Origin of the sequence: Streptomyces griseiscabiei, from assembly GCF_020010925.1 — a bacterium.
Taxonomy (GTDB): Bacteria; Actinomycetota; Actinomycetes; order Streptomycetales; family Streptomycetaceae; genus Streptomyces; species Streptomyces griseiscabiei.
Genome location: NZ_JAGJBZ010000001.1, coordinates 2,129,583 through 2,141,807, shown reverse-complemented (window position 1 = coordinate 2,141,807; position 12,225 = coordinate 2,129,583). Strand labels below are relative to the sequence as shown.

Annotated in this window: 7 protein-coding genes and 1 pseudogene; 2 read left to right on the top strand and 6 right to left on the bottom strand. The window is 73.5% G+C overall.

Annotation, left to right across the window (positions count from 1 at the left end; translation table 11 throughout):
* The first annotated feature begins 19 nt into the window (after positions 1 to 19).
* Positions 20 to 1,705: a serine/threonine-protein kinase gene (locus tag J8M51_RS09330; RefSeq protein ID WP_267299098.1), complete on the top strand. Its 1,686-nt coding sequence runs from the start codon at positions 20 to 22 to the stop codon at positions 1,703 to 1,705.
* Positions 1,706 to 1,949: 244 nt separating this feature from the next.
* Positions 1,950 to 5,324 carry a pyruvate carboxylase gene (locus tag J8M51_RS09325; protein WP_086762247.1) on the top strand — a complete coding sequence of 1,125 codons (3,375 nt, stop codon included), beginning with the start codon at positions 1,950 to 1,952 and terminating at the stop codon, positions 5,322 to 5,324.
* A gap of 25 nt (positions 5,325 to 5,349) precedes the next feature.
* Here J8M51_RS09325 and J8M51_RS09320 read toward each other — a convergent pair whose 3' ends face one another.
* The 6 genes and pseudogenes from J8M51_RS09320 to J8M51_RS09295 all read right to left on the bottom strand — a co-directional run bounded on the left by J8M51_RS09320 (position 5,350) and on the right by J8M51_RS09295 (position 12,206).
* Positions 5,350 to 6,510 (bottom strand): C45 family autoproteolytic acyltransferase/hydolase, encoded by a 1,161-nt coding sequence (locus J8M51_RS09320; RefSeq protein ID WP_086762249.1) that lies wholly within the window; start codon positions 6,508 to 6,510, stop codon positions 5,350 to 5,352.
* Positions 6,511 to 6,538: 28 nt separating this feature from the next.
* On the bottom strand, positions 6,539 to 7,102 hold the full coding sequence (locus J8M51_RS09315) for a hypothetical protein (protein ID WP_086762251.1): 564 nt from the start codon (positions 7,100 to 7,102) through the stop codon (positions 6,539 to 6,541).
* 73 nt (positions 7,103 to 7,175) lie between these two features.
* Positions 7,176 to 8,939 (bottom strand): ABC transporter ATP-binding protein, encoded by a 1,764-nt coding sequence (locus J8M51_RS09310; protein WP_398856300.1) that lies wholly within the window; start codon positions 8,937 to 8,939, stop codon positions 7,176 to 7,178.
* A pseudogene (locus J8M51_RS46250) lies at positions 8,882 to 9,286 on the bottom strand (ABC transporter permease subunit); the annotation flags it as partial. The gene J8M51_RS09310 and the pseudogene J8M51_RS46250, both read right to left, overlap by 58 nt.
* A 377-nt stretch (positions 9,287 to 9,663) precedes the next feature.
* Positions 9,664 to 10,623, bottom strand: coding sequence for an ABC transporter permease (locus tag J8M51_RS09300; protein ID WP_086762255.1), 960 nt, complete (start codon positions 10,621 to 10,623; stop codon positions 9,664 to 9,666).
* Positions 10,620 to 12,206 carry an ABC transporter substrate-binding protein gene (locus tag J8M51_RS09295; protein ID WP_086762257.1) on the bottom strand — a complete coding sequence of 529 codons (1,587 nt, stop codon included), beginning with the start codon at positions 12,204 to 12,206 and terminating at the stop codon, positions 10,620 to 10,622. Before J8M51_RS09295 ends, J8M51_RS09300 begins: the two co-directional genes overlap by 4 nt.
* Between the last annotated feature and the right edge of the window lie 19 nt (positions 12,207 to 12,225).

The following is a 12,225-nucleotide window of genomic DNA, read 5'->3' as shown; positions in this document are numbered from 1 at the left end:
CTGGGGGTACGGCAGACCGATGGGGCCCGAAAGAACGGAACTGCCCGGTTACGAGATCCAGGAAGTCCTGGGCCAGGGCGGATTCGCCACCGTGTACCGGGCGCGGCAGCTGGCCGTCGGCCGGGAGGTCGCGCTGAAGGTGGACAGCAGGGTGCTCACCACACCCCGCGACCGCCAGCGCTTCCTGCGCGAGGTCACGGCCGCCGGACAGCTCTCCGGCCATCCCCACGTGGTCCCGGTCTACGACGCCGGCGTCCTCGCCGACAACCGGCCCTACATGGTGCTGGAGCTGTGCCCCGGCGGCTCCCTCGGCGACCGGCTGAACCGGCAGGGCGCCCTCCCGGTCAAGGAGGCGCGCGACATCGGGGTGGGCCTCGCCGACGCGGTGGCCGCCGCCCACGCCGCCGGGGTGCTGCACCGCGACATCAAGCCCGGCAACGTCATGGTCAACCGGTACGGCGGCATCGCCCTCACCGACTTCGGTCTCGCCGCCATGCCCCGGCCGGGCCGCGAACTCTCCGTGACCCGGGAGGCGTTGACCCCCGCGTACGCACCGCCCGAGGCCTTCCACATGGCCGACCCCAGCCCGGCCGGCGACGTGTACTCCCTCGCCGCGACCGTCCACGCCCTGCTGTGCGGACGCCCGCCGCACTACCCGGAGGACGGCACCCAGCTCAGCCTCGCCGAGCTGATCGTCCGCCACACCTGGCCGTACGCCGACCTCCCCGCACTGCCGCCCGCCCTCAACGCGGCGCTCCGGTACGCCCTCGCCGCCGACCCCGCCCACCGGCTGTCCGACGCGGGCGCGTTCCGCGACGCGCTCGCCGCCGTCGACCTCGACACCGTGGACCTGGGAGGCGGGGGCGGCTTCGGCCCGGCGCCCGCCATGACGACGACTCCGGCGTACCGGGGCGGGCCGCCCACGACGATGCCGCCGTACGGGGTCGCGCCGCCCACGACGATGCCGCCGCCGTACCGGGACGGGCCGACGGGCGGGGGAGGGGCGACCGTGGTCCCCGGGCCGGGCGGATCGGGCGGGGCGGGGGGTACGACCGTCGTTCCCGGCCGGGGCGGCGACGGTGACGGCGGGCGGAAGGGCGGGCGGCTGCGGCGCCCCCTCGTCATCGGGCTGGCGGCGGTGGCCGTGTCCGTGAGCCTGTCGGTCTCCGTGGTGGTCTACCAGGGCGGCGGGGGCGACGACGGGGAAGGGAACTCCTCGCCCTCCACCGGGGCCACTGCCACCGCTGACGACGCCGAGGGCGGCGCGTCGGACTTCGGGGTGGCGACCACGACCGAGGACTGCGCCGCGACGGGCGTCGCCGGTGTCGGCGGTCGCTGTGTCGAGAGCCCCGAGTGCTGGAGCGGGATCGTCGACATCTCCGGCATCGTCACGGTCAGCCGCGCCGACTGCCAGGCCAAGCATGTGTGGGAGACCTTCGCCATCGCCCCGCTGCCGAAGGACGGCCAGACCAACAACGCCCGCGACCTGATCAAGCACCCCGATGTGAAGGCCCTCTGCTCCCAGATGGTCATGTCCGCGTCGATGACCCCCGAGGGGGGCCGGGTCGCCGAGGAGTGGAGCGTCGACATCATTCCGCCGAGCGCGGCCGAGTGGGCCGACGGCCTCCGGGTCTTCCGCTGCGTCGCGGCGGCCCGGACCGACGACGGTGAGAAGACGGGCAGCCAGTTCGCGGTGGGGAGTTGAGGGAGCCGGGGGCCCTCGGGGGCGCGGAGCGACGACTCGTGTGGCACTGAGGGTCACTTCGGCAGTGGATCAGTCGGGGCGCGTCCGTCCACAGGCGTGCCGACCGGGTGGAATGTCTGCAAGTCGTGCGGTCTGCCGTGAGAAGTGACGGGGCTCACATGGCACTCAGTGACACGATTCTCGTGATGCGGCGGCATCATGACCGGGACCATGGTGTCCTCATGGCAGCTCGAAGGGATCAGGGATGCTCCGCAAGGTACTGGTCGCCAACCGTGGCGAGATCGCGATCCGCGCGTTCCGCGCAGGCTATGAAGTGGGCGCGCGGACGGTCGCCGTCTTCCCCCACGAGGACCGCAACTCGCTGCACCGGCTCAAGGCCGACGAGGCCTACGAGATCGGCGAACCCGGTCACCCCGTGCGGGCGTATCTCTCCGTCGAGGAGATCATGCGCGCCGCCCGGCTGGCGGGCGCCGACGCCGTCTACCCGGGCTACGGGTTCCTGTCCGAGAACCCCGAGCTGGCCCGCGCGTGCGAGGAGGCCGGCATCACCTTCGTCGGCCCCAGCGCCCACATCCTGGAGCTGACCGGCAACAAGGCCCGCGCGGTGGCCGCCGCCCGCGCCGCCGGCGTACCCGTCCTCGGCTCCTCCGAGCCCTCCACCGACGTGGACGAGCTGGTGCGCGCCGCCGACGACATCGGCTTCCCCGTCTTCGTCAAGGCCGTCGCGGGCGGCGGCGGACGCGGGATGCGCCGCGTCGAGGACCCCGCCACGCTGCGCGAGTCCATCGAGGCCGCGTCCCGCGAGGCGGCCTCCGCCTTCGGCGACCCGACCGTCTTCCTGGAGAAGGCCGTCGTCGAGCCCCGTCACATCGAGGTGCAGATCCTCGCCGACGGCCACGGAAACGTCATCCACCTCTTCGAACGCGACTGTTCGGTGCAGCGCCGCCACCAGAAGGTCATCGAGCTGGCCCCGGCCCCGAACCTCGACCCGGCCCTGCGCGACCGCATCTGCGCCGACGCCGTCCGCTTCGCCCGCGAGATCGGCTACCGCAACGCGGGCACCGTCGAGTTCCTCCTCGACCGCGACGGCAACCACGTCTTCATCGAGATGAACCCCCGTATCCAGGTCGAGCACACGGTCACCGAGGAGGTCACCGACGTCGACCTCGTCCAGTCCCAGCTGCGGATCGCCGCCGGGGCGTCCCTCGCCGACCTCGGCCTCTCCCAGGACACCGTCACCCTGCGCGGCGCCGCCCTCCAGTGCCGGATCACCACCGAGGATCCGGCGAACGGCTTCCGCCCGGACACCGGCCGGATCAGCGCCTACCGCTCGCCCGGCGGCTCCGGCATCCGCCTCGACGGCGGCACCACCCACGCCGGTACGGAGATCAGCGCCCACTTCGACTCCATGCTGGTCAAACTGACCTGCCGGGGCCGGGACTTCACCACCGCCGTCAACCGCGCCCGGCGCGCGGTCGCCGAGTTCCGCATCCGGGGCGTCTCCACGAACATCCCGTTCCTCCAGGCCGTCCTCGACGACCCGGACTTCCAGTCGGGCAACGTCACCACGTCGTTCATCGAGCGGCGCCCGCATCTGCTGACCGCCCGCCACTCCGCCGACCGGGGCACCAAGCTCCTCACCTATCTGGCCGACGTGACGGTCAACAAGCCGCACGGGCCGCGTCCCGACCTGATCGACCCCGCGAGCAAGCTGCCGAGGCCCACCGCCGCCGAACCTCCGGCCGGCTCCAAGCAGAAGCTCGTCGAACTGGGCCCCGAGGGCTTCGCCCGCTGGCTGCGCGAGTCCCCGACCATCGGCGTCACCGACACCACCTTCCGCGACGCCCACCAGTCGCTGCTCGCCACCCGGGTCCGCACCAAGGACATGCTCGCCGTCGCCCCCGTGGTCGCCCGGACCCTGCCGCAGCTGCTCTCCCTGGAGTGCTGGGGCGGCGCCACCTACGACGTCGCCCTGCGCTTCCTCGCCGAGGACCCCTGGGAGCGGCTGGCCGCCTTCCGGGCCGCCGCCCCCAACATCTGCCTCCAGATGCTGCTGCGCGGCCGCAACACCGTCGGCTACACGCCGTACCCGACCGAGGTGACCGACGCCTTCGTCCAGGAGGCCACCGAGACCGGGATCGACATCTTCCGGATCTTCGACGCGCTCAACGACGTGGGCCAGATGCGGCCCGCCATCGACGCCGTACGCGCCACCGGGACGGCCGTCGCCGAGGTCGCCCTCTGCTACACCTCCGACCTGTCCGACCCCGCCGAGCAGCTGTACACGCTCGACTACTACCTCCGGCTGGCCGAACAGATCGTCGAGGCGGGCGCCCACGTCCTGGCCGTCAAGGACATGGCGGGCCTGCTGCGCGCCCCCGCCGCCACCAAGCTCGTCACCGCGCTGCGCCGCGAGTTCGACCTGCCGGTGCACATCCACACCCACGACACGGCGGGCGGCCAGCTCGCCACCTACCTGGCCGCGATCCAGGCCGGCGCGGACGCCGTCGACGGGGCCGTCGCCTCCATGGCGGGCACCACCTCCCAGCCGTCGCTGTCGGCCATCGTCGCCGCGACGGACTACTCCGACCGGCCCACCGGGCTCGATCTGCGGGCCGTCGGCGACCTGGAGCCCTACTGGGAGAGCGTCCGCCGTATCTACGCCCCCTTCGAGGCGGGCCTCGCCTCCCCGACCGGCCGGGTCTACGACCACGAGATCCCCGGCGGCCAGCTCTCCAACCTGCGCACCCAGGCCGTCGCGCTCGGTCTCGGCGACCGCTTCGAGGACATCGAGGCGATGTACACCGCCGCCGACCGCATCCTCGGCCACCTGGTCAAGGTCACCCCGTCCTCCAAGGTGGTCGGCGACCTCGCCCTGCACCTCGTCGGCGCCGGAGTGACCCCCGCCGACTTCGAGGCCACGCCGGACCGGTTCGACATCCCCGACTCCGTGATCGGCTTCCTGCGCGGCGAGCTGGGCACCCCGCCCGGCGGCTGGCCCGAGCCGTTCCGCAGCAAGGCCCTCCAGGGCCGCGCCGACGCCAAGCCCGTCCAGGACCTGGACGCCGAGGACCGCTCCGGACTGGAGAAGGACCGCCGGGCCACCCTCAACCGGCTCCTCTTCCCCGGCCCGACGCGCGAGTTCGAGACCCACCGCCAGACCTACGGCGACACCAGCGTCCTCGACAGCAAGGACTTCTTCTACGGCCTCGGCCCCGGCAAGGAGTACGCGGTCGACCTGGAGCCCGGTGTACGGCTCCTCATCGGGCTGGAGGCGGTCGGCGAGGCCGACGAACGCGGGATGCGCACGGTCATGTCCACCCTGAACGGGCAGCTCCGGCCCATCCAGATCCGCGACAAGGCCGCCTCCTCCGACCTTCCCGTCACCGAGAAGGCGGACCGCTCCAACTCCGGCCATGTCGCCGCCCCGTTCGCCGGGGTGGTCACCCTCGCGGTCGCCGAGGGCGACGAGGTCGCGGCCGGAGCCACCGTCGCCACCATCGAGGCCATGAAGATGGAGGCCACCATCACCGTCTCCAAGGCCGGCCGGGTCTCCCGCCTCGCCATCAACAAGATCCAGCAGGTGGAGGGCGGCGACCTGCTCGTCGAGATCGTCTGACGCCCGCCGGGATCAGCCGTGGGGATCAGCCGCGGGGCGACGGCTCCGCGGCCGGTCCGGGCGCGACACCGCGCACGAAGTCGTTCAGCGGCAGCTCGGCGGCGTCGCCCCGGGCGCCGCGCACGAGGACACGGCCGGCGGTCAGATCGGCCACCGCCGTGGACAGGGTCATCAGGGGATCACCACCGGCGGCCGTCCGGTGGACACCGTGGGGGAGCGGGGCGCCGGTGAGCGCCTCCAGGAACCAGGCGGCCGACGGCTCCCGGCCCTCGGTGCGCACGGATCCCTCGGCGCGCAGGGACTCCAGCGCACGGCCCCGGGCGACGCTCTCCTCGTACCGGCCGAGGGAGTCGGCGGACGCGCCCGAGCCCGCCGCCTCCAGGGTGTCGGGCAGATGGCGCAGATGGTTCGTGTGCCAGTGCAGCGGCTCGGCGGGAGTGGCCTCCACGACGGCCGTACGGCCGCCCGCCGCCTCCGCGACCACGACCCGGCCGGTGGCGCGCTCACCGAGGGCGTAGGAGAACCCGCCCGCGCCGGGACGGGTGCGCAGATGCTCCAGGGCCGCGTCCAGCGTCGGCGCCTGCTGCAGGGCACGGGCGACGAAGTGCCGCCCGGCGCCGTCGGCCGGCGGACGCGCCACCTGGAGGTGGTTGATGCCCCAGACCAGGCCGTGCCCGGTGGCCGTGAACGCGTTCGCGGGCACGAAGCCCGGATACCACTGGACCGTCACCGGCACGAGACCGTCCAGCGCGAGGGTCAGCAGCGTCAGCCGTCCGTCGAGCGCGGGCGCGCCGTCCTCGTTGTGGGCGACGAAGGAGTTCCCGCCCCGCCAGATCAGGTCGGAGCAGCCCGTTCCGTCGTCGGTGCCCAGGTCGCCCCGGAGATTGGCGAGGAGCAGGTCGTCGAAGGCCACCCCCGCCCCCTCGGCCAGCGCCTCCAACTCGGCGAGTTCGCGTGGATGCCGCTCGCGCGTGGCCCGCAGCACCCGCTCCAGCCGGGCGGCGCCCGCCTCGGTCCCGACCCGGCGGCGCAGCGCCTCCCGCTCCGGCATCGACTCCTGTACGGCCCTGATGTCAGCCCGCGCACTCTCGCCGAGCGCCCGGAACGCGTCGAGCCGGGGCCCGGACACCACGAGCCAGCGCAGCCCGGCCAGCCGCTGCTCCCGTACGACCACGCCCATCCGCATGCCTCCCGCGCACTCGGCACCCGGGCACTCAGGCGCGGGGGAAGAACTCCAGCACCGCCGTGCCGCCTTCGAGGGACTTTACGCGGAAGCCGAGGCCGTTCAGGCCGCCGGTGCCGCCCTCGCCGATCGAGGAGCTGAGGAACGTTCCGGCACCCGAGGACTGGAGCACCACGGTGTCGTCGGTGACCTTCGTGACACGCAGCTCCCCGACGCCGAACTTGCCGTCGACCTCGATGGACCGGGGCTTGGACACGGAGATCGTGCAGCGCCCGTCGAAGCAGGCCTTGGTGTCCGTATCGGTGTCCGTGTCGGTGGTGGAAGGCGTGGGCGAGGTCCCGGGTGAGGTCGGTCGCTCCGTCTCCGCCGGGTGCGGAGTCCTGCCGGCGCTTCCGCCCTCGTCCGTTCCCCCTTCGCCCTTGCCCCCTGTCCCGGACGCGGTAGGGGTCGTGGACGACGGCCGCGTTCCCTCTCCGCCGGAGCCGTCGCTCCGGTCACCGCCTCCGCCGCAGCCGGTGAGCATCACCGTCAGGGCCGCCGCCATCACGACACCGAACCGGCCCGCGCCCGTACGTGCACGTGCACGTGTACCCATGGGACCCCCCTCACCTTCAACTCGTCGGTCCACATGTCCCGTTGCTCCCGTGCGCGAGACATGTCCTCTTAACCTACGAGCGGTGGGTGAAGTTACTGCGTGTGGCGACGAGCGAGGCGGTGAAGGTGTGCCTCGGGGTGGTGAGGAGCCGCCGGGCAGGCCCCTGTTCGACGATCTCGCCCCCGTCCATGACCGCGATGCGATGGGCGACGGCGGCGGTCTCCAGGTCGTGGGTGATCAGCAGGAGCGCCGGTCCGGGGTGCGGGCCGCCGCTCACCAGGCCCGTGAGGACGTCGAGGATGCCGCGCCGGGTGACCGTGTCCAGACCCGAGGTGATCTCGTCGCAGATCAGCACGCGGGGGTGGGCGAGGAGGGCGCGGGCCAGGGCGGCGCGTTGGAGTTCGCCGCCGGAGAGCCGGGCCGGGACGCGGCGCACCACGTCCGGGGGAAGGCCCAGGCGGGTCAGGGTGGTCAGGGCCTCGTTCTCGGCGGTGTCCGCGCCCGTCCCGCGCAGCCGGACCGCCGTGCGGGCGACCTGGTCCAGCACCGGGCGGTGCTCGTCGAAGGAGGCGTGGGCGTCCTGGAAGACGTACTGCACCGCCGCCAACTGTCGCCGGTCACGGGCCCGCAGGCTGCGCGGCAGGGGAGTGCCGTCGAGGAGGATCTCGCCGTCGTGGTCGCGGTGGAGACCGGCGAGACAGCGGGCGAGGGTGGTCTTGCCGCTGCCCGAGCGGCCGACGAGGGCGAGCAACTCACCTGCGTGAAGGGCGAGTTCGGGTACCCGGACGACAGCGGTCGATCCGCTCGGCCCGTCGCGGTGGCGGGCGGTGAGGTCGCGTACGCGCAGCACCGGTCGTACGGCGGGCTCGGTCGCGGTGCCGTGCGGGCCGCCCGGGTCGGTCGTGGAGGCGGCGAGGAGCCGGCGGGTCCACGCGTGTTGGGGCGCCGACCACACCCGTTCCACCGGCCCCGACTCCACGATCCGTCCCGCCCGCATGACATGGACCTCGTCGGCGAGCGCGCGGACCACGTCGAGATCGTGGCTGAGCAGGACCACCGCGATACCGCGCGCGGCGAGCGCCGCCAACTGCTCGACGACGCGGCTCTTGGTCAACGCGTCCTGGCCCGTGGTGGGTTCGTCGGCGACCACGATCCGGGCGCCGAGCAGCAGGGCCTGGGCGAGGACGACGCGCTGCTGCTGGCCTCCGGAGAGCTGGTGCGGGTAGCGGCGCAACAGTGGCTCAGCGTCGGGGAGTTGGGCATCGGCTAGTGCCCGGAGGACGTGTGCGCGCGTGGCCGCCCGGCGTTCGCCGCGCGGCAGTCGGCGTACCCGCGAACGGGCGATGTCCGTCAGCAGGGCGCTGATCCGGCGGGCCGGGTTGAGGACGGCCGCCGGATGCTGCGGCACATAGCCGACGAGGCCGTCCACCGGCATCCGCACCTCACCGGTGACGTGCGCGCCCGCCGGGAACTCGCCGAGCAGGGCGAGCCCGGTGGTCGTCTTCCCACTGCCCGAGGCGCCGACCAGCGCGGTGACCCTGCCGGGCGGCACCCGCAGACTCACCCCTTCGACGATCGCCCGGCCGCCCGCCTCGACCCGCAGACCGGTGATCTCGGCAAGGGGCGCCGGCGCCGGGGCGGACCGGCCTGGCTGGTGGTCGTACCGCTTCACGCGTGTCGTTCCTTCCGTCCCCGGCGGCGGCCGGGCCGCTCCAGCGCGGCGTCGAAGAGCAGATTGGTCCCCGTGGTCAGCGCCACGATCAGCAGGGCGGGCACCACCACGGCCCACGGCTGGACGAACAGACCCGTGCGGTTGCGGTCGACCATCACCGCCCAGTCGGCGGCGTCCGGGGCCGCCCCGACACCGAGGAACGCGGCCGTGGCGACCAGATACAGCACTCCGGTCAGCCGGGTGCCGGCGTCGGCGCCGAGGGTGCGCAGGATGGCGCGGCCGACACAGCCGACGGCCGTGCGCCACCAGCTCTCGCCCTGGAGCCGCAGTGCCTCGACGACCGGCCGGGCGGCGGCCTCCGTGGCGGCGGCACGGACGAGGCGGGCCGCGTCCGGCACATTGACCAGCGCCACGAGGAGGGCGAGACCGACGGTGCCGGGCGTGAACACGGACGCGACCAGCAGGATCAGCAGCAGCGACGGGATCGCGATCAGGATGTCCAGGGGCCGCATCAGCAGTTCCTCCAGCCACCGCCGCCGGGTCAGCGCGGCGGCCAGACCGACCGGCAGCGCGACGAGATAGGCCAGCGCGCCGGCGCCGAGCGCGGTCAGCACCACCGGCCGGCCGCCGTGCAGCACCTGCCGCCACACGTCCCGGCCCACGAAGTCCGTACCGAGCCAGTGCCCGTCACCGAGCGCGAACGACGCGGTCCGCGTCCCGGGCTCCCCGGCGAACACCGGTCCCAGGAGGGCGAGAAGGAGGGGTACGGCGATGATCGCGGCGCCGAGCGCGAAGCGGCCCGTACGCCGTCGGGTCCTCGGAACGGTCGCGGGGGCCGTCGCCGGGGCGGACGTCGGCGGGGTGGCCGGAGAGGTGCCCGTCCCCGCCGTCATGCCGCGACCCCCGCCCGGGGTGCCAGCCGCCGGGCGACGACGTCGGCGCCCAGGTTGAGGACGACGGTCAGGACGCCGAAGACGACGGCGAGACCCTGGACGACCGGGACATCGCGTTCGGCGACGGCGTTGAGGAGGACCGTGCCGAGTCCGGGGATCACGAAGAGGGCCTCCACGACGATGACACCGCACAGCAACCAGTCGACGGTGCGAGCGAGTTGCTGGGCGGCCGGGGCGAGGGCGTTGGGCAGGGCGTGGGCGTAGCGGACGCGGGCGCCCGGGACGCCGTACCGGCGGGCGTGGGCGGCGTACGGGGAGGCGAGGGCGTCGACCATGCCGGCGCGGACCAGCCGGACCAGGGAGCACACCGGCCGGGAGAGCAGCACGAGGACGGGCAGCACGAGCACGGACGGGTCGGCGAGCAGGTCGGTGCCATGACCGAGGGCGGTCGGCGGCAGCCAGGCCAGTTTCAGCGCGAACACGGTCACCAGCAGCACCCCGAGGGCGAACTCGGGGACCGCGTACACGGCCAGCGTGACCGAGCTGATCAGCCGGTCGACGGGTCCGCCCTCGTGCCGGGCGGCCAGCACGCCCAGGCCGAGACCGAGGGGCACGAGCAGGGCCACGGTGAGCGCGGCGAGCAGCAGGGTCGGCCCGAAGCCGTCCGCGAGGTATCCGGCGACCGGGCGGCCGGAGGTCAGCGAGGTGCCGAAGTCCCCCTGGACCAGGCCCAGCGCCCAGTCGGCCAGCCGCTCGTGCACCGGCCGGTCGAGGTGCATCGCCTCGCGGATGGCGGCGATCCGTGCCGGGTCGGGCTGGTCCCCGGCCAGGGCCACCGCCGCGTCGCCCGGCAGCGCCTCGGTGAGCGCGAAGACCAGCAGCACGACCGCCACGGTCTGCGCGGCGCCGAGGAACAGCCGCCGGACGACGAAGGAGCGCAGACCGTCTCCGCTCACCCGAGCCACACCTTGTCGAAGCGCGCCCAGCCGAGCGTGTTGGCGGGGGCCTTGGTCTCGACTCCCTTCACGTTCTTGGCCGTTCCGATGATCCAGTCGGCGAACCCCCAGATCAGGAAGCCGCCCTCGGCGTACAGCCGGCGCTGCATCCGCTCGTAGACGGCGGCCCGCTCCGCCTTGTCCCGGGTGGACTGCGCCTGCTGGTACAGCGCGTCGAAGTCCTTGTGCCGCCAGTGGGTGGCGTTGGTGGTGGAGTCGGTGAGCAGCCGCTGCGAGAGGTGCGCCTCGATGGGCATGGCACCGGAGCGGTAGCAGGCGAGGGTGCCGGAGTCGAGGATGTCGCTCCAGTACGAGTCCTTGCTGCCCATCCGCACGTCGATCGTGACGCCCGCCTTCGCGGCCTGGTCCTTGAAGATGCTGGCGGCCTCGGTGAACCCGGCGGCCACGGCGGAGGTGTCCAGCGTGACCTTCAGCTTCCCGGCACCGGCCCGCTTCAGCAGGGACCGGGCCCGGTCGAGGTCCTGCTCGCGCTGCGGGAGGTCGGCCGCGTAGTACTCGTAGCCCTTGCCGAACAGGTCGTTGCCGACCACGCCCGCCCCGGAGAGCGCCCCGTCGACGAGTTCCTGCCGGTCGGCGATGAGGAAGAACGCCTCCCGGACCCGCTTGTCGTCGAAGGGCGCCCGGTCGGTCTTCATGCAGAACGCCTGCATGGCGCTGTTGCGCAGCCGGACGATCTCGATCTGTCCCTTGCCCTCGTGGGCGCGGGCGGTGGTGGGGTTCAGCTCGTGCGCGTACTCGACCTGACCGCCGAGCAGGGCGTTGACGCGGGCCGACTCCTCGTTGGCGACGACGAGTTCGAGTTCGTCGAGGTGGGCGGCGCCCTCCCAGTAGGCGTCGAAGCGGCGGAAGACGGCGGAGCGGCCGGGGGAGAAGGAGACGAACCGGAAGGGTCCGGAGCCGATCGGCTTCGTGTCGAAGTCGCCGGCGCTGCTGCCCGCGTTCTCCGGGACGATGTACGCGCCGAACGCGGCCAGCACATTGGGGAACTCGGCGGTGGGCCGCTTCAGGACGAACTCGATGCCCCGCTCGCCGGTGGCCCGGCTGGCGTCGAGGTCGATGGGTTCCAGGGACGCCTTCGCCCGGAACGCCTTCGCGGGGTCGGCGATCCGGCGGTAGCTGTACAGCACGTCCTCGGCGGTGACCGGCCTGCCGTCGTGGAAGGTGGCCTCGCGCAGGGTGACCTGCCAGCGGTCCAGGGTCTTGTTCGACTCCCACTTCGCGGCCAGCCGCGGCTCGGCGGACAGGTCGGCGCCGTAGTCGGCGAGCTTGTCGTAGAGCGCCTTGGCTCTGGCGACGTCGGCGAACAGGGCGGCCAGATGCGGGTCGAGGGTCTCACTGGCGCCGCCGCCCGCGAACGCGGCCCGCAGCCGCCCGCCCCGCTTCGGTGTGCCGTCGTCGTCGCCGCTCGCCGGGGAATCGGTGCCGCCGCCGCACGCCGTGAGGGCGAGTGCGCCGAGCGAGACGGCGCCCGTGGCGGCGAGGAAGCCGCGTCGGTGCAGACCGGGGAAGAGTTCTTCGTGCATGAGGGTTCCTTGGGTGTGT